The 16,574-nt window shown below is 59.2% G+C and carries 18 protein-coding genes; 14 read left to right on the top strand and 4 right to left on the bottom strand.

Annotated elements, in window-relative coordinates; all coding sequences use genetic code 11:
* The first annotated feature begins 108 nt into the window (after positions 1-108).
* From ACQZ6F_RS02540 to ACQZ6F_RS02520, 5 genes are all read left to right on the top strand, one after another.
* Positions 109-381 carry a DUF2934 domain-containing protein gene (locus ACQZ6F_RS02540; protein ID WP_077468006.1) on the top strand — a complete coding sequence of 91 codons (273 nt, stop codon included), beginning with the start codon at positions 109-111 and terminating at the stop codon, positions 379-381.
* 508 nt (positions 382-889) lie between these two features.
* Entirely contained in the window at positions 890-1,204 is a 315-nt protein-coding gene (locus tag ACQZ6F_RS02535) for a plasmid stabilization protein (RefSeq protein ID WP_449092513.1), read from the top strand.
* Positions 1,205-1,331: 127 nt separating this feature from the next.
* A complete protein-coding gene (locus ACQZ6F_RS02530) occupies positions 1,332-1,727 on the top strand; it encodes a GFA family protein (RefSeq protein ID WP_077468009.1) in 396 nt (131 codons plus the stop codon).
* Positions 1,728-1,755: 28 nt separating this feature from the next.
* Positions 1,756-2,493, top strand: coding sequence for a glutathione S-transferase (locus ACQZ6F_RS02525; protein ID WP_449092512.1), 738 nt, complete (start codon positions 1,756-1,758; stop codon positions 2,491-2,493).
* On the top strand, positions 2,490-3,068 hold the full coding sequence (locus ACQZ6F_RS02520; protein WP_449092511.1) for a methyltransferase family protein: 579 nt from the start codon (positions 2,490-2,492) through the stop codon (positions 3,066-3,068). The genes ACQZ6F_RS02525 and ACQZ6F_RS02520 overlap by 4 nt, the downstream gene beginning before the upstream one ends.
* Before the next feature lie 2 nt (positions 3,069-3,070).
* Here ACQZ6F_RS02520 and ligD read toward each other — a convergent pair whose 3' ends face one another.
* Both ligD and ACQZ6F_RS02510 read right to left on the bottom strand, forming a co-directional pair.
* Complete coding sequence (ligD, locus tag ACQZ6F_RS02515) at positions 3,071-3,958, bottom strand: non-homologous end-joining DNA ligase (protein WP_449092510.1); 888 nt, start codon at positions 3,956-3,958, stop codon at positions 3,071-3,073.
* A gap of 90 nt (positions 3,959-4,048) precedes the next feature.
* Positions 4,049-4,843, bottom strand: coding sequence for an SDR family NAD(P)-dependent oxidoreductase (locus tag ACQZ6F_RS02510; protein WP_449092509.1), 795 nt, complete (start codon positions 4,841-4,843; stop codon positions 4,049-4,051).
* A 271-nt stretch (positions 4,844-5,114) separates the two neighbouring features.
* Between ACQZ6F_RS02510 and ACQZ6F_RS02505 the strand changes: the two genes are divergently transcribed.
* The 8 genes from ACQZ6F_RS02505 to ACQZ6F_RS02470 all read left to right on the top strand — a co-directional run bounded on the left by ACQZ6F_RS02505 (position 5,115) and on the right by ACQZ6F_RS02470 (position 13,836).
* On the top strand, positions 5,115-5,510 hold the full coding sequence (locus tag ACQZ6F_RS02505) for a RidA family protein (RefSeq protein WP_267548845.1): 396 nt from the start codon (positions 5,115-5,117) through the stop codon (positions 5,508-5,510).
* A 457-nt stretch (positions 5,511-5,967) separates the two neighbouring features.
* Entirely contained in the window at positions 5,968-7,662 is a 1,695-nt protein-coding gene (locus ACQZ6F_RS02500) for an ABC transporter substrate-binding protein (protein ID WP_449092508.1), read from the top strand.
* Between the two features lie 22 nt (positions 7,663-7,684).
* On the top strand, positions 7,685-8,665 hold the full coding sequence (locus ACQZ6F_RS02495; protein WP_068393173.1) for an ABC transporter permease: 981 nt from the start codon (positions 7,685-7,687) through the stop codon (positions 8,663-8,665).
* On the top strand, positions 8,665-9,567 hold the full coding sequence (locus ACQZ6F_RS02490) for an ABC transporter permease (protein ID WP_068393161.1): 903 nt from the start codon (positions 8,665-8,667) through the stop codon (positions 9,565-9,567). Before ACQZ6F_RS02495 ends, ACQZ6F_RS02490 begins: the two co-directional genes overlap by 1 nt.
* Entirely contained in the window at positions 9,564-10,379 is an 816-nt protein-coding gene (locus ACQZ6F_RS02485) for an ABC transporter ATP-binding protein (protein ID WP_449092507.1), read from the top strand. Before ACQZ6F_RS02490 ends, ACQZ6F_RS02485 begins: the two co-directional genes overlap by 4 nt.
* Complete coding sequence (locus ACQZ6F_RS02480; protein WP_267548843.1) at positions 10,376-11,302, top strand: ABC transporter ATP-binding protein; 927 nt, start codon at positions 10,376-10,378, stop codon at positions 11,300-11,302. Before ACQZ6F_RS02485 ends, ACQZ6F_RS02480 begins: the two co-directional genes overlap by 4 nt.
* A gap of 12 nt (positions 11,303-11,314) precedes the next feature.
* Positions 11,315-11,785, top strand: a complete 471-nt coding sequence (locus tag ACQZ6F_RS02475) for a GNAT family N-acetyltransferase (protein ID WP_077468015.1) — start codon at positions 11,315-11,317, stop codon at positions 11,783-11,785.
* 29 nt (positions 11,786-11,814) lie between these two features.
* Positions 11,815-13,836 carry a beta-N-acetylhexosaminidase gene (locus ACQZ6F_RS02470; RefSeq protein ID WP_449092506.1) on the top strand — a complete coding sequence of 674 codons (2,022 nt, stop codon included), beginning with the start codon at positions 11,815-11,817 and terminating at the stop codon, positions 13,834-13,836.
* 71 nt (positions 13,837-13,907) lie between these two features.
* On the opposite strand, the gene ACQZ6F_RS02465 is transcribed toward ACQZ6F_RS02470, so the two are convergent.
* On the bottom strand, positions 13,908-15,131 hold the full coding sequence (locus tag ACQZ6F_RS02465) for an ROK family transcriptional regulator (RefSeq protein ID WP_449092505.1): 1,224 nt from the start codon (positions 15,129-15,131) through the stop codon (positions 13,908-13,910).
* A gap of 292 nt (positions 15,132-15,423) precedes the next feature.
* Here ACQZ6F_RS02465 and ACQZ6F_RS02460 point away from each other — a divergent pair, with 292 nt between their 5' ends.
* The gene (locus tag ACQZ6F_RS02460) at positions 15,424-15,672 is read left to right on the top strand and encodes a hypothetical protein (protein WP_077468018.1); all 249 of its coding nucleotides are present in this window, start codon (positions 15,424-15,426) and stop codon (positions 15,670-15,672) included.
* Between the two features lie 162 nt (positions 15,673-15,834).
* Here ACQZ6F_RS02460 and ACQZ6F_RS02455 read toward each other — a convergent pair whose 3' ends face one another.
* Positions 15,835-16,467: a lysozyme inhibitor LprI family protein gene (locus ACQZ6F_RS02455; RefSeq protein WP_449092504.1), complete on the bottom strand. Its 633-nt coding sequence runs from the start codon at positions 16,465-16,467 to the stop codon at positions 15,835-15,837.
* Between the last annotated feature and the right edge of the window lie 107 nt (positions 16,468-16,574).

Below are 16,574 nucleotides of genomic sequence, written 5' to 3'. Positions count from 1 at the left end.
TTTTCGCCACCATGGAGTCTTGGCTGCTCGGGGGAGGCACGAAGCCCGCATTTCAAGAACGGGCATTGTTCATCAACCATGTTCAATGATGCGAACGGAGAACAGCAGATGTTGGAATCTCGGGACGAATGGATCAAGAAACGCGCATATGCCATCTGGGAGGAAGAAGGCTATCCCGCCGGCCGTGACGGTATACACTGGGAACAGGCAAGCAGCGAACGCATCGCGCTCGAGAAAAGCGCTGGCAAGGAAGCGAAACTTGGCGCCAAATCCAAGGCAAAGCGCAAGCCGACGGTTGCCATCGCGGCAGTTGTCGAAGAGCCAGTGGCCAAGCCTGCCGTGAAACGGACGTCTAAGAAGGCCGTCAAAGCCAAAGTCTGATGCAGGTCCTGCCCTTTGGATGTGGCGGAAGCGGGAGCGGCTCGACAACAACCAACGAGCCGCTCCTTTTTGGGTTGGAACCGACAGAATATCCGCAGCAATTTCTGTAACTTGGGCCTCAGGCACAAAATAGTTGTCACACATCGGTGCTATCAGAGCGGGTAGGGAGCCCCGCCATGCGTCGTAGCCATGCTGATGATCTGGAAAATACTGTCTTGACGATCGTCGCAGCGCGCTGCCCTCAGGTTCCCGTTCACCGCGCGGAGGAAACGCGGTGACGTCCCTCCTCATTCTTGCGGCCCTCTATCTTCTGGCGGCCTTGATCCTCATCCTGATCATCGATCGTTCTGTTGGCGTATTCTTTCCTGCGTCCGCCAAACATCGGGCTACCCCACGGCATAGTCGCCGGTCGTGGTTCGCGCCGGTCGATCGCAGTGCACCGAGCCGGATATCGGAACCTTTTCCGTGACCGTGGGTTGGTCTTTCATCCACAACAAGGAGAGAGACCATGCCCCGAGGAGACAAATCCGCTTATACGGACAAGCAGAAGCGCAAAGCCGAACACATCGAAGAAGGCTATGAAGACCGCGGCGTTTCCCATGAGGAAGCCGAGCGACGCGCATGGGCGACGGTGAACAAGGAAAGCGGCGGCGGCAACAAGTCCGGCTCCGGCCGTGGTCACCCGGAAAATCATGAATCGTCGGAGAAGGGCGGCAGGATCGGCGGCCGCGCTTCGGCAAGCCGTCCGGCGGCAGAGCGTTCCGCATCGGCAAAGAAGGCTGCCGCAACCCGCAAGCGCCACGAGCATGATGCTCATCACTAGTGGCCGCGACTTTGTCGCGCAGGCTCTATGCCGCATATTGTCGGGTCAATCGGGGTCGTAGTATCACCGAGCCGTTGAGGCATGGCTTTCGGTGATGGCAACCGGCAAATAGTGCGGAGGCGGATTGATGAGAATGCTCACCGGACAGTGCAGATGCCGGACCGTCACCTATGAAGTCGCTGACGAATTTGTCTATGCCGTGAACTGTCATTGCTCGAATTGCCGGCGCACAACCGGGTCGGCATTCAAGCCCCTGGCGGGCATTGAGATTGAAAAAATCAGAATTGCCGACGGCCTGGAGAGCATCATGTCCTATGGGGACAATGCTTCGACATATATGCACTGTGGGAAGTGTGGCTCGCTATTGTATGCAATCGTCAAGAACGGAACCTACGCCCATGTCACCATGGGGACGCTAGTCGACACACCGAGCATACGTCCGACGCATCATGTTTTCGTCGGCTCAAAGGCCGAGTGGTTTGAAATCACCGATAATCTCCCACAGTATGAAGAGAGCGACTGATCGCCATATGCGCCAAGGAGTGACCGGAATGCCTTATGAACTTTACTATTGGGACGGTATTCAGGGACGCGGCGAATTCGTACGGCTCGCTCTGGAAGAGGCCGGCGCCGAGTATGTCGATATTTGCCGTGGTCCGGCCAGCAAGGGGCAGGGCACAGGCGCCATGTTGGCTATCATGGACAGCAAGGCCGAACCCGCCGTTCCCTTCGCGCCGCCGTTTCTGAAGGATGGCGATCTGATCATCTCGCATGTGGCCAACATCCTGATGTATCTCGGGCCGACATTTGGTCTTGCCCCCAGGAATGAAGCGCAGCGGCATGAGCTGAACGCGCTGCAATTGACCGTCACCGATCTCGTCGCCGAGGTGCACGACACGCACCACCCGATCGCCACTTCGAAATATTATGAGGACCAGAAGGAGGAGGCAAAGGCTCGGTCGGCCGAATTCATCGACAATCGTATCCCGAAATATCTCGGCTATTTCGAGCGCGTGCTTGAGCAGAACCCGCATGGGCCCGCTCACATTTTCGGCGATGGGCTGACCTATGTCGACCTCTCGCTGTTTCAGATTTACGAGGGATTGCGCTATGCCTTTCCGCGCGGCACCGCGCATCTGGCCGATCGCTATCCGCATTTCGCCGCTTTGCATTCGGCTGTCGCGAAACGGCCCAATATTGCTCGCTATCTTCAATCCGATCGTCGCATTCCCTTCAACGAGGATGGCATCTTCCGGCATTATCCGGAACTCGACAGGAGCGATGCATGAGCGAAGCAAGGCTGCTGGGTCTGTTTTTTCCAGTCTGCTGGGGTATCTGGGCGGCCATCTGGTTCATCGCATCCTTCCGCGTCAAGAAGGCGGCGCGGCATGAGGATCCTTGGTCGCGATTGTCGAATACAGTCCCGATCTGGATCTGCGCCTTCCTGCTGGTCGTGTCGCCATCCTGGCTCGGGTCCTTGTCGTTCCGGCTTGTCCCGCAAAATCTGACCTATTATGGAATCGGCGCAGCCATGACCGTCATTGGCCTCGGCTTTGCCATCTGGGCGCGCTATCATCTCGGTCGTAACTGGAGTGGCGTGATCACGGTCAAGCAGGATCATGCACTGATCCGCACCGGTCCCTACGCTCTCGTCCGCCATCCGATCTATTCCGGCCTGATACTGGCGATCCTCGGTGCGGTGCTTGCGCGTGGTGATGTCGCCGCGTTGCTTGCGTTTGCCTTCATGCTTTACGCGGTTCTGCGACGCGTCGGCATTGAGGAGCGTTGGATGAGCGAGACCTTTGGTCGAGATTATGCCGACTACAAGGCCACGACGCCGGCACTCATTCCATTCCTGGTATAGCTTTACGCTTTCAGCGCTGAAGCGGCTTTGAAAAAATCGGCCCAGGGATCAGCATTGCTTTTGCCGAGGCGCGTGGCGGCGTTCTTGACCGTGAATGAGGCCGGTCCGATCTTGTCGTTCAATTCTTCCCAGGCGATCGGCATCGAGACGGTAGCTCCCGGTCTTGCGCGCGTCGAATAGGGTGCGACTGCAGTGTTGCCGCGGCCATTGCGCAGGTAGTCGATGAAGATATGGCCGGTCCGCTTTGCCTTGCTGGCGACCGAGAGATATGCGTCAGGGCTGTCGGCACTCATGGCATGTGCCATCGCTTCGGCGGCATCCTTGACCTGCGGCCATTCCGCCTTGGGCTTGAGGGATGCGACGACATGGAGGCCCTTGCCGCCTGAGGTCTTGACAAAGGAGGTAAGCCCCAGTGCTGTAAAACGTTCTCTTATTTCCAGCGCAGCCTTGATGACCTTGGCCCAGCTGACATCTTCGCCGGGATCGAGATCCATGATGATCATGTCGGGCTTTTCCCAATGATCGGTGGTCGTGCCCCAGGGGTGTATTTCGAGCGCCGCGGATTGGACGAGCGCTGCAAGCCCGTCGAAATCCTCGATCTTCAGGAACTTGGCGCTCTCCTTGTCGTCGGGATCGGCAATTTCGATGATATGCGGGTTGATGCCCTTCCAGGCATGTTTCTGGAAGAAGCGGGGGCCGCTTATGCCATCAGGGCAACGCAGCAGTGCCAGGGGCCGATTGACGACGAAGGGTGCCATGCGCGGCCAGATCTGCGCGTAATAATCGACGAGGTCCTGCTTGCTGACGCCGTCATCGGGCCAGTAGACCCGCTCTGGATGCGTCAACTGAACGGAGGTTTCAATCCGGTTCTCAATGGGCGTCTTTGCCATTCGCATGCGCTCCATCTTGTTTCGACGCGAGAGCCGCGCCGGGCGTAGACTAGCATTGCCCGGCGCGAAAAGTCGATCGTCCTGCATGCCTTACGGCATGAGCTGACCGCCATTGACCTCGATGATTTGCCCGGTGATGTAGCCGGACAATGTCTGCGATGCCAAAAACAGATAGGCGCCGACACAATCTTCCGGAGTGCCGACGAAGCCCATGGGAATGGACTTGCGCTGCAGTTCCATCTGCTCGTCATTGGTATAGCGCTCGTGGAACGGCGTCGCGATGACACCCGGGGCAACCGCATTGACGCGGATCTTGTCGTTGACGAATTCCTTGGCGTGACCGTGGGTTATGGTCGAAACGAAGCCTTTGGCGGCAGCGTAGAGGATCGCGCCGTTGCCGCCCCCGTTGCGGGCAGCAATCGACGTGGTGTTGATGATGAAGCCGCCCTGCTTCTTGAGGTGGGGATGGGCCGCCCGGGTCGCGGCCAGCACCGAGCGGGCGTTCAAGTTCATCACGCGCTCGTAATGTTCGTCGGTCATGTCCGATGTCGGCAACCGTCCCAGCATGCCGCCCGCATTGTTCACCAAACCATCGAGGCCACCGATCGCTTCGGCTGCCTTGTCGATGACTTTTTCGGTCTCGCCATCCTGTGACACATCGCCTTGGATCAGGTGAACAGTACCGCCGCTCGCCTTGATTTCGGCAGCCAGCTGCTCGGCCGGCTCGCGACTGGCATTGAAGTGAAGAGCGATCTTCATACCCTGCTTGGCGAAGGCGAGTGCAAGGGCTGCACCGATACCTGTGGAAGCGCCGGTAATCAGCACACGCTTGCCGGCAAGATCGGGAATACGAATGGACGCGAGCGACTGCGCGAGTTCTGTCATGACGACTCCTCCTGAACCTCAATAATCATATGACGAATTCGCCCTGTCTTAACAGGTGCGGGCGCGGCAAGGCAATGCGACTGCGCCGGTAAATGGACACGATGATATGATCGCCGAACAATATTTCGAGCATTGTGCTCCGCCGAAAAACGATCTGGCGTGGCTGCGTCATGGCGGATATTGAAGAGCGCAGAGGAGTCGCGTGCTCGGTCCTGTGCGTTCGGGGTGCCGGCTGCGACTTTGAATAACAGAGAGAGAGACCGAGGATATCATGAGCAAGAACAAGCTGATCCGTTTCGATATTGCCGATAGCCAGGCCGGCGGCCAGCGCCGTCCTTTCGCCAAGGCCGTGCGCGCCGGCGATTTCGTCTACGTCTCGGGTCAGGTCCCCACGATTAACGGCGAGGTTATCGTCGGCAATATCGTTGCGCAGACCGAGCAGGTCATCGCCAATATCAAGGATGTCCTTGCTCTTGCCGATTGCACCCTTGAGCATGTGGTGAAGGTCAATGTGTGGCTCGACGATGCCCGCGACTTCTCGAGCTTCAACGCTGTTTTCCAGAAGCATTTCATCGATCACCCGCCGGCGCGCTCCACCGTCCAGTCGCCGATGATGGTGGATGTGAAGATCGAGATGGATGTCATCGCCTACAAGCCGCTCGATTGAACTGACAATCCCTGATTATCAGAAGCTCCGTTGTCTGGTGTGAAAACCGCTGCGACGGTGCGGCTCTGCAATTAGCCGATTTCGGAGGCGCAGCAACTGCGCCACCGAAACACGTGCCCTTGAACGTTGGTCCCTTAAATAGCTGCGCCGCCGATTTAGCTCTGGCTTTTCAAGCGCATGCGATCTCCCTAGTCTTCTTGCCAAAGCCGGTCGCTCGTTACTCCGGTCGCAAATGTGCGCCTTGATATTGGCCTGCGGGTCCAGATTGGTAGGGCGGGGCAACGCGCAGTTTTTCCCGAATTCCTTATTGCCACAAATCGTTGTTCGGTCGGCCGCCGATGCGTCCCGATGCTTGTCGCTTTGCCTGTTGATTTCAAATCAGCGGATTGACGAGTGCGCAAACTCACGATTAAATCAATTTGATTGACTACTCGAAATCAACGAGAGGGAACTGCAAATGGGAATGAGAAAAAGCAGATTGCGTAATTTCGTGTACCGGGCTCCATGGCTGGCAACGGCAGCACTCGGCGTCTCGCTGGCATTCGGTGCCGGTGTCGCCTCGGCTGCCGAATCCGTGCTCACGATGCACATCGAGGAGCAGACCAGCTGGGTCAGCAACTTCAATCCTTTCGATCTGGCCGGTCGCCGCCAGAGCACGATGGATTTCATCTACGAGCCGCTGGTCATCTTCAACGCCAATGACGGCGGCAAGCCGGTCTGGCGCCTGGCCACCAGCTATAAGTTCTCCGACGATCTGATGTCGATCACCTATGACCTGCGCCCCGGCGTGAAGTGGTCCGACGGACAGCCGCTGACCTCGGCCGACGTGAAATACACCATCGACCTGATGTTGAAGAACCCGGCGGTCGACACCGTTGGTGTCGGCCAGACCGTTGCTTCCGTCGAAGCGCCGTCGCCGACGCAGATCAAGATCAACCTCAAGGCCGTGAACTCGGAATTCCCTGAATCGCTCGCCGATCTTGCTGTCGTGCCGGAGCATATCTGGAAGGACGTTGCCGATCCGGTGGCCTTCAAGAATGAAAAGCCCGTCGGTTCCGGTCCGATGACCGAAGTTCGCCGCTTTACGCCACAGGTCTACGAGCAGTGCCGCAATCCGAACTACTGGGATGCGGCGTCGCTGCATGTGGATTGCCTGCGCCTGCCGCAGATTTCGGGCAACGACCAGATGTTGGCGCTCTTGCCGGAAGGTACTGTCGACTGGATCGGCTCTTTCCTGCCGCAGATCGACAAGACCTTTGTTGCGCTTGATCCGCAGCACAATGGCTACTGGCAGCCGCCGGCGGAAACCGTCGCCTTCCAGATGAACTTCAAGTCGACGAATGCCGGCAATCTCGAGGCCTTCAAGGACTTGAATTTCCGTCACGCCTTCAGCCTGGCGATGGACCGCCAGTCGATGGTCGACATCGCCGGCTTCGGTTATCCGGTCGTCAACCTGCATGCCAGCGGCCTGCCACCGCGTTTCGACAGCTGGCGCAACAAGGCCGCTGAAGGTGACAAGGATGCCTTCATGGGCTTCGACACCGACAAGGCGAACAAGATCCTTGACGATGCCGGCTACAAGAAGGGCGCCGACGGCTTCCGCACCACGCCAAGCGGCAAGCCGATCGCTTTCCCGGTCATCGTGCCGAATGGCTGGACCGACTGGATTGATGCCGTACAGATCGCCGTCGAAGGGCTGCGCGCTGCGGGCATCAACGCCTCTGTTGCCACGCCTGAATACGAACAGTGGCGCAAGCAGCTTCTCGATGGCAGCTTCGATGTCGTCATGAACTCGCGCGCCGACAGCGCCACCCCGTTCCAGGGCTATTATCAGAGCCTGTCGACGGACTATGCCGGCAAGCTCACCGTCTCCGCGCCGCGCTACTCCAACCCGAAGCTCGACGCGCTGTTCGATCAGTACCGCAAGTCGTCTTCCGATGCGGATCACAAGAAGATCTTCAACGACATTCAGGTTCTGATCGCCGATGATTTCCCGGTCGTGCCGGTCTTCAACGGTCCGACCTGGTACCAGTATTCCAGCAAGCGGTACACCGGTTGGGTCACCGACAAGGATCCGGTGATGAACCCGGAAAACCACGACAACAATCGCATGCGCCTCATGCATCTCCTGCGTCTGAAGCCGGTCCAATAAGACCTAAGCAAGGGAAGCAGACATGCGTATTTCAAGCCGGCGCCTAGGCGTCTATGCGGTGGCTTTGGCCTTCGCGATCGTCGTGAACTTCATTCTTCCCCGGCTTATGCCGGGGAGTCCCGTCGACGCCATGGTGGCCCAGCTCGGGCCACGGGCAACGCCTGCCGCCGTCGAGGCGATCAAGGCGCGCTTCGGCGAGATCGATCAACCGATCATGATGCAGTTCGTCGACTATCTCAAAGGCCTCGCAACGCTCGATCTTGGCGTTTCGGTCAAATACTATCCCCAGACCGTGGTGCAGGTGTTAAGCCGCGCCACGCTCTGGACGATCTTCCTGGTGGTAACGGCGATCATCTTTTCGCTGTGCGTCGGCGTCGTGCTCGGCGCGATCTCCGCCTGGCGTCGCGGCGGGCGGTTCGACACGGTCGTATCGCCTCTCGCCGTCATCATGTTCTCGATCCCGCCCGTCATCATCGCCCTGACGATCCTCTTCATCTTTGCGGTATCGCTGCGCTGGTTCCCCGTGGGTTATGCCTATGATCCCAATCTCGATCCGGGCTTCAACTTCACCTTCTTCAGCAGCGTGTTCATGCACGCCATCCTGCCGGTCCTGACGCTCTCGCCATTTCTCATCGGCGAGTTCCAGACGACGATGCGCTCCTCGATGATCGTCGTGCTGGGTGAGGATTACGTCACCATGGGGCGGGCGAAGGGGCTCAGCAACCTCGCTGTCATGTTCAGCTATGGTGCCCGCAATGCCTTGCTGCCCGTGTTGACCAATCTGGCGCTGATGCTCGGCGCTGTCTTCGGCGGCTCGATCGTCACAGAGATCGTCTTCAATTATCCGGGCCTTGGCCTGACGCTGTTCACCGCCAGTGTTGCCCGCGACTACCCCGTTATTCAGGGGCAATTGCTCCTGATGACGATGGCAACCCTCATAGCGAATTTCATGGTCGACATCATCTACGGCCTGGTCGATCCGAGATTGCGGGAGGGCAGATAATGGGCTTCGCGTTGAAATCAATTTTTAGCCAGAAGAAGGCCCTCGTCGGCTTCATCATTGTTGCCGCATTGTGCCTGATGGCAATCTTTGCGCCGATCATTGCTCCGGGCGAGCCCGGTGCACGCGTCGGTCGTTCGCACCAGGCGCCATCGGTCGAGCATGTCTTCGGCACCACCAAGATGGGCCGCGACGTCTATCGTCAGTTCGTCTGGGGTGCCAGAAGTTCGCTTTCGGTGGGCTTTGCTACCGGCATCGCCATCACGGTCATCGGGACCGCTATCGGTCTGATCGCGGGTTACGCCGGCGGTAAAACAGATGCGGTGCTCGATCTTGCGACCAACGCCGTGCTCGTCATACCGAACATGCCGCTTCTCATTCTGCTTGCCTCCTTCTCGGGGACGGTCGGGCCGATGACGATCATGACGATCATTGCCTTGACCTCATGGCCATGGGGCGCGCGCATGACCCGATCTCAGACGATGGCGCTGCGCAATCGCGATTTCGTCACCGCCGCCAAGATGATCGGCGAGCCGGCCTGGCGCATCATCTTCGTTGAAATTCTTCCCAACCTGACGCCGCTGATCGGCATCAACCTCGTCGGCAGCATCATTTACGCCATCGTTGCGCAGACCACGCTCGAATATCTCGGCTTCGGCGATCCGCTGAGGGTCACTTGGGGCACCATGCTCTACAATGCGCAGAATGCCTCGGCCATCATGGTCGGCGCGTGGTGGGATATTGCAGTTCCGGCCGCCGGTATCGCCCTTACGGGCCTCGGCCTTGCGCTGATCAACTTTACCTTCGACGAAATCGCCAATCCGCAATTGCGCTCAGGCCCGGCACTGACCCGATGGTTCCGCCTGACCCGCGCCCGCAACCGTATGATGAGGGCTGGCCAATGAGCGACAATCTGCTTGAGATTGAAAACCTGAACATCGACTATCTGGTCGACAAGGGCGACTTCCGGGCGGTGAAGAATGTTTCATTCAACATCGGTCGCGGCGAGATTTTCGGTCTCGCCGGTGAGTCCGGTTGCGGCAAGAGCACGATTGCCTATGCCATAACCCGGCTATCCAAGGCGCCGGCATGGATCAGCGGTGGAAGCATCCGTCTGGATGGGCAGGATCTGCTGCGCATGCCGGAAAACGAGCTGCAGAAGATCCGCTGGAAGCGGATCGGCATGGTGTTCCAGAGCGCGATGAACTCGCTCAATCCGCTGATGCGGGTGGAAGCGCAGTTTCATGATGTGCTCCATCGCCATACCGGCTGCTCCAAACAGGAATCCCGCGCCCGCGCCGAGGAAATGTTCAAGCTGGTCGGCATTCCCACGCACCGCGTCAGCGACTATCCGCACCAGTTTTCCGGCGGCATGCGCCAGCGCATCGTCATCGCCATTTGCCTGGCGCTCAGACCCGAACTCATTATCATGGACGAACCGACGACTGCGCTCGATGTCGTCGTGCAGCGTGAAATCCTGGAGCAGGTCCTCGACCTCCAGCAGACCTATGGTTTCTCGGTGCTGTTCATCACCCATGATCTGCATCTGATGGCGCAGCTCTGCGGGCGCATCGGTGTCATGCTGAAGGGCGAACTCGTCGAAGTCGGCGCCGTGGCACAGGTCAGCCAATCGCCCGTTCACGACTATACGCGCAAGCTCTGGAACGCCATTCCCCAGCTTCCAGCCAGCGCACATTTTTCCGGAGCTTTGGCATGAAACCGCAGATACAGGCAGTCGCTGCCGAACCCGTCATCCGGCTTGAGGATGTTCAGCGCCATTTCGGTTCGGTCCATGCGCTGAAAAGCGTCTCCTTCTCCCTGTTTGCCGGGCGAGCGCTGGCGCTGGTCGGGGAATCCGGCTGCGGCAAGACCACATGTGCCCGCATTATCGCGCGGCTCGACAAGTCGAGCGCCGGCAGGCTTTTCTTTCGCGGACAGGATCGCACCGCGCGTGCCACAGGCAAGGAAGAGCGGATGTACCGCAAGGACGTCCAGATGGTATTTCAGGATCCGTTCTCCTCGCTGAACCCGGCCTTTACGGTCAATCATCATATCGCTCGTCCGCTGCAGCTCCATGGCGAAGACAAGTCGAAGGCCGAGCGCGATGATCAGATATCCAAGCTGCTTGAGAGCGTTGGTCTCGATCCTGCCCTGACACGTCAGAAATTTCCGCATGAACTGTCAGGTGGCCAGCGCCAGCGCGTCAATATCGCCCGTGCATTGGCGGTTTCACCCAGCGTTCTGGTGGCCGACGAGCCGACGTCGATGCTTGATGTTTCGATCCGCAAAGACATCCTGGATCTGCTAGCGCGGGTGAAGCGGGAGAACGACCTCGCCATGCTCTACATCACCCACGATATCGCCACGGCTGCCCATGTTGCCGAGGAGATTGTTGTGATGTTCGCCGGCCAGATGGTCGAGTGGGGCGATACCAACGCTGTGCTCGCCGCCCCGAAGCATCCCTATACCCAGCTCCTGCTCTCCGCCATTCCGGATGGCGGCCGCAGGTTCGTCACAGGCGGCAGCGCCCGCTTTCTCGAGCAGGCGGAGAAGATCCGCTCGCTCAGCCGGCCGATTTCGACCGTGGTGGAACAGCTCGGCGACAATCATTTCATGCGTGCGCTCGTCGCATCGAACTAAAAGGACTTCATCGTGGATTATCTGGTCAATCTATCGACCTTGCCAGTGGATACACAGTCGCCCGAGCGGATGGCGAAGGCAGGTGTCACCATCAGAAGGGCATTGCCGCCGGAACTGCGGCTTATCGTCGGTTGGGTCAGCAAGCATTTCAGCGAGGGATGGGCAAGCGAGACGACGGTGGCGATGACGCGCCAGCCGCCGACCTGCTTCATCGCCACGCGCAATCAGGAGCTGGTCGGCTTTGCCTGCCACGAGGCGACGGCGCGTGGCTTCTTCGGCCCGACCGGTGTCGATGAGAGCGTCCGAGGCCTCGGCATCGGCCGTGCGCTGCTGTTTGCATGCCTCAACGACCATAAGGCGATGGGCTATGCCTATACCGTCATCGGCGATGTCGGCCCTTCGGAATTCTACGAGAAGACGGTTGGCGCGATCCAGATCCCCAATTCCGAGCCCGGCATTTATGCCGGCCTGCTCAAGCTCTGAACGACCCCATAGATAAAGAGAGAATACCCATGTCGACACCGCGATCTCTAGCTCTGCGGCTTGAAACAACCTGGAATCCACCGGCCGACGGCAAGGATTTTTCCTATGTGCTGCGGTTGAAGAACCTTTCATCGGAGCCGCTTTCGGGCTTCTCGCTCTGCGTCAGCGGTCCCGGCCGTGTCGACCCCGCTGGCGTTGTCGATGGCGCGACGGTGACCAAGCGGCTGTCCAACTTCACCGAATTCCAGCCACCGGAAGGTTTCGTGTTGGCTGGCGGCGAAACCTGGACCATCACCGTACGTGCGCTGAGCTGGCAGTTTCGCCACTGGAATGACGGTGCCAATAGCGCCTATCTCGCATTGGCCGATGGCGGGACGGTTTCACTCGGCACGGAGCCGACACGCACATCGTCAAGCAATGCGCCGTTGAAGCGCGGCGCGGAAATCTACCCTGTACCGGCCAATCCGCCGGTGCCGCTGTCGATCATTCCCTGGCCGAACCGCGTTGCCGTTTCTGCCCGCCGCCCGCTGCCGGCAGGCTTTGCCCTGAAGGCCACCACGCCGGAAGCGCAGGCTGCTGCCGCAAGTTTCACCGCGCTTGTCGAGCATCTTTTCTCGGCCGAAGGTCTCATCCGTTCCGAGGCGGAAGGGGCTGTGTCCGTCGAGTTGCGCCAGGTAGCCGGTCTCGGTGCAGAGGCCTACAGGCTGGTATTCTCGTCTGAAGCCATCACGGTCGAAGCGAGCGCACAGACCGGTTTCGTCTATGGCCTCGTGACCATTGGGCAGATCTGGCGCGGCGCGCGTCTGCACCCGCAGGCATTCCATTTCCCGGCGGGTGGCGAGATCGTCGACGAGCCCGCCATGGGATGGCGTGGCCTGCATCTGGATGTCGCACGCCAGTTCTATGGCACTGCCGAGATCAAGAAGCTGATGGCGGTGCTTGCCTGGAACAAGCTCAACCGCTTCCACTGGCATCTGTCGGATGATGAATCCTGGCGTGTTGAAATCGACGCCTATCCGGCGCTGACGGAGATCGGCGCATGGCGCGGCCATGGTCTGCCGATGCCGCCGCTGCTCGGCTCCAGCCCGGCTCGCACTGGCGGCTACTATACCAAGGCAGCCGTGCGCGACATTGTCAGCTATGCCAAGGGTTTCGGCATCGAGGTGCTGCCCGAGATCGATATCCCAGGCCATTGCTACGCCATGCTGCAGGCAATTCCCGAGCTTCGCGATCCCAATGAAGCCGGCAGCTATTACTCAGTCCAGGGTTTCCCTGACAACTGCATCAACCCGGCGCGCGAAAAGACCTATGAAGTCATAGAGACGATCCTCTCCGAATTGATCGAGCTCTTCCCGTTCAAGACGATCCATATCGGTGCCGATGAAGTTCCGCTCGGCGCATGGTCCGGTTCGCCGGAAGCGCTGGCTCGGCTGCGCGAACTCGCCGGCGACGAGGTTGCGGAAGCACATGCCAAGCGGTTGAACGTCATCACCAACACGCATGGTGCCGACGATATTCACGGCTCCGGCGCGGCCTACCTGCAGGCGGAATTCCTGGAGCGCATCCAGGCGTTTCTCGCCTCAAAGGGCTGCATAACGGGTGGTTGGGAAGAGGCGGCTCATGGCGACAGGATCGACAAGGACAAGAGCTATCTCTGCAGCTGGCGCAATGTCGAGGTGGCGGCCGAGCTTGCCGGTCGCGGCTATGAGATGGTGGTTTGCCCGGGGCAGGTCTATTATCTCGATATGGCGATGCGCCCGGATTGGGACGAGCCCGGTGCGAGCTGGGCCGGCCACTCGGATCCGGAGAAACTGTATAACTTCGATCCGATCGGCGGATGGACGGACGTCCAGAAGGAAAAGCTTCGCGGCATCCAGGCCTGCATCTGGTCGGAATCGATGACCGACCGGGCCATCTTCGACCGGCTCGTGTTTCCGCGCCTCTCGGCGCTGGCCGAAACGGGCTGGACGAAGCCATCGGCAAAATCCTGGGAGCGGTTCAAGGCGCTGGTCGGCACGATGCCGCTGCTATACGGCCTGCATCAATTCTGACAGCTTGATGCATGGCCCTCGGGCGCGGCTTAGGTGCCGCGCCCGATTGCATTTGATGGCATCAACTGTCGTCACAGCTGCTGGGCTGTGCGATGGAGGATCGGCTTCTGCAGGACATCGAATTGCGGGTTCGTTTCCGAAAAGATCGGTAGTGCGGCGGCGCCGAGAATGGCCGTGTCCTTGCCGGAAGCGCCGATCATCAGCCGCGGGATCGTGCGCTCTTCCGACGGGTTCACCGGAATATGCAATGGCTCTACGCGAGCTGCGAGCCGTGTCATCAAGGCCGTTGGCGCGCTGCCGCCAAGCACGATCGTCTGCGGATCGAAGGCAAGCTCGAGAAAATCGATCGTCTGGCGCAGCGGCTGGGCCGCCTGCTCAACCCAGGTCTCAAGTCCCTGGTGATTGGCTGCGATCATTGCATCGAGATCGTCGGGCGAAAGCTCCTGGGCGTTCTCGATTCCAAGATATTCGTAGGCGACGGATGGCGACACATAGCGGTCGAGACAGCCGCGCTTGCCGCATGTGCACAGCCGGCCATGTGGTTCGACGATGATATGGCCGATTTCGCCGGCATTGGCGCGGCTGCCCTTGTAGAGATGGCCGTCCAGGAACATGCCGGCGCCGATGCCGCCATCGCCCGCGAGAAAGAGATAGACGAAGCTTCCGAGACCGCGTGCGACGCCGTATAGCCGCTCGCCGATCGCCGCAGCCGTTGCATCATTTTCAACGAGCACAGGCACGCCGATACGTCGCTCCAATTCGCTGGCGACGGGGAAGTCCTGCCAGCCGGGCAGATTGAGCGGGCTGAGCGAGGTGACGCCGCCATCCGCATAGCGCCCCGGCAAGGCGATGCCGGCGCCGAGCAAGCGGTTGCGATCGAAGGAGAAGGCGTCCTGCAAATCCCGGACGATGGCGGCAAGGACGGGGATCGCTTCAGTCGGCCCGGGTCTGTCGACATGGCGTTCGATGCGGGCGCAAACCGTGCCGGACAGATCTGTCAGTACCCCGATCGCCCTCTGTCGGCCGAGCTCCAGGCCAATGGAGTAGGCCCCGTTTGGATTGATGGTATAGGGAATGATCGGCTGGCCGCGGGCGATCTTCTGCGCTTCCATTGGGATCAGCAGATGCGAACGCGCGAGCTCCTCGACGATATTCGATACGGTCTGGGTCGTCAGCGCTGTTATGCGGGCTATCGCTGCCCGCGACATCGGCCCGTTGGTGCGGATGGCCTCGATCACGACACGCCTGTTATGCGATTTGGCCTGTTCGAGATTCGTGCCTGAAATTGTCTTCATGAGATGATTGGAAGTTTCTGGATCAGCGTTCGTTAGCGTTGTTGCTTGTCACGGCTGCTGCTGCGTGACGGAGAAGGCGGGGCGCAAATTACCGTTGTTCGCCCGGCATTTGGGTAGTTTCCATCCTTTTGCCCAACGGTTCAAGACGTTAGCGATCAATAGGCCAAAGCTTGGCGTTTTCTGCGCCCTTTTTCCGCTGCTTAGGCGAACGGGCAAGCCTTTACTATGACAAATGTTAGGTTAGACTCCGGTTACCTCGGCTTTTGCAGAGGATAGCCCCTGGAGGATTTCGATGATCAGACTGCTCGGACTTGCGATTTTTTCTACCTGCCTTGCCACTGGAGCCATGGCAGCGGACGCCACCTGCAAGGCGCAGGCCGCAGACAAGAAGCTGGCGGGAGCTGCCTTGACCAGCTTTACCAACAAGTGCGCCAAGGATGCGGCAACTTCTTGCGATGCGCAGGCCGCTGCCAAGAAACTTGCCGGAGCTGCCAAGACGAGCTTTGTCAAGAAGTGCAACGCCGACGCCGTCGGCGGTTGATCGCTGACATCAGGCTTTTGAGCAATTGTCCCGGGCACTGCTGAGTGTCGGGGAGATAGTCGATTGTTTCTATTGAGGCGCAGCGACATGGATTGGCGTGTCGCTGCGCTTTTGTGCCCACGTCCCAAAGGCAATTTTTGCATTTGATTGGAGCCGGTTTCGTCATTGTCTCCGATAAGTGCCCTGCATCGTCACGCTGTCGGCGAAATTGCACACGCCTGCTTGCGTAACCCGCCATGTTTGGGCGTTGAGCCGTTCGAAGCCGATGGAGCAGTTGTCGACGGAAAGCTTGCCATGCCCGCTCTTCAACGGAATGACGCCATTGATACTACCGGCATCGACATCGCCTGCATCGGCGCCACCGGGACCAACATGGGTCGAGGTCAACAGGATTGCCGTGAGGCCGCCGACCGGGCCGAATATGGATAGATTACCCTCGTCGCCCTTGCCGCCTTCGGCTAGAAAATTGGTGGAGACGCTTTGTCCGCCCTTTGTCGCCTGAAGATATCCGATCTGATTGTCATAGGCTTGCCGGATGCATGCTGCATCGTGGCATGATTGTACAGTTTTGATCCAACGCTGCTGCCGCCCTTCGACAGTGTTGGCATCATCGCTTTTCCGCGCGGCGGTATAGAGATCGCTGGTCATCGCATCCCGTATCCGCAGGGATTGATCCCCGCAAATCACATGGTCGCTTTCCGTGGAAGGCTTTTTGCAATCAATGCCCGCAGCCGAAACCGGCATTGCAAATAGGTTAGCTGCCAGCATCGCCATGGCGAATTTCGAAATAGTCATGGGGTCCTCCGTCCGCAATCATCCCTGCTAATTATGCCGTCTCTCGTCGTCGTAAAGGCCTCGCAGTGCCTATCGCAATGCGAAAGATTTCATCCGCTCTGGATTTG

It is taken from the genome of Rhizobium sp. A22-96 (assembly GCF_053521805.1).
This window is presented reverse-complemented; position numbering and strand designations above follow the sequence as displayed.

Bases quoted from the DNA above. Each gene is read 5' to 3' on its own strand.
- ACQZ6F_RS02540 (WP_077468006.1), top strand. From the start codon at position 109: ATGTTGGAATCTCGGGACGAATGGATCAAGAAACGCGCATATGCCATC.
- ACQZ6F_RS02535 (WP_449092513.1), top strand. From the start codon at position 890: ATGCCCCGAGGAGACAAATCCGCTTATACGGACAAGCAGAAGCGCAAA.
- ACQZ6F_RS02530 (WP_077468009.1), top strand. From the start codon at position 1,332: ATGAGAATGCTCACCGGACAGTGCAGATGCCGGACCGTCACCTATGAA.
- ACQZ6F_RS02525 (WP_449092512.1), top strand. From the start codon at position 1,756: ATGCCTTATGAACTTTACTATTGGGACGGTATTCAGGGACGCGGCGAA.
- ACQZ6F_RS02520 (WP_449092511.1), top strand. From the start codon at position 2,490: ATGAGCGAAGCAAGGCTGCTGGGTCTGTTTTTTCCAGTCTGCTGGGGT.
- ligD (WP_449092510.1), bottom strand. From the start codon at position 3,958: ATGGCAAAGACGCCCATTGAGAACCGGATTGAAACCTCCGTTCAGTTG.
- ACQZ6F_RS02510 (WP_449092509.1), bottom strand. From the start codon at position 4,843: ATGACAGAACTCGCGCAGTCGCTCGCGTCCATTCGTATTCCCGATCTT.
- ACQZ6F_RS02505 (WP_267548845.1), top strand. From the start codon at position 5,115: ATGAGCAAGAACAAGCTGATCCGTTTCGATATTGCCGATAGCCAGGCC.
- ACQZ6F_RS02500 (WP_449092508.1), top strand. From the start codon at position 5,968: ATGGGAATGAGAAAAAGCAGATTGCGTAATTTCGTGTACCGGGCTCCA.
- ACQZ6F_RS02495 (WP_068393173.1), top strand. From the start codon at position 7,685: ATGCGTATTTCAAGCCGGCGCCTAGGCGTCTATGCGGTGGCTTTGGCC.
- ACQZ6F_RS02490 (WP_068393161.1), top strand. From the start codon at position 8,665: ATGGGCTTCGCGTTGAAATCAATTTTTAGCCAGAAGAAGGCCCTCGTC.
- ACQZ6F_RS02485 (WP_449092507.1), top strand. From the start codon at position 9,564: ATGAGCGACAATCTGCTTGAGATTGAAAACCTGAACATCGACTATCTG.
- ACQZ6F_RS02480 (WP_267548843.1), top strand. From the start codon at position 10,376: ATGAAACCGCAGATACAGGCAGTCGCTGCCGAACCCGTCATCCGGCTT.
- ACQZ6F_RS02470 (WP_449092506.1), top strand. From the start codon at position 11,815: ATGTCGACACCGCGATCTCTAGCTCTGCGGCTTGAAACAACCTGGAAT.
- ACQZ6F_RS02465 (WP_449092505.1), bottom strand. From the start codon at position 15,131: ATGAAGACAATTTCAGGCACGAATCTCGAACAGGCCAAATCGCATAAC.
- ACQZ6F_RS02460 (WP_077468018.1), top strand. From the start codon at position 15,424: ATGATCAGACTGCTCGGACTTGCGATTTTTTCTACCTGCCTTGCCACT.
- ACQZ6F_RS02455 (WP_449092504.1), bottom strand. From the start codon at position 16,467: ATGACTATTTCGAAATTCGCCATGGCGATGCTGGCAGCTAACCTATTT.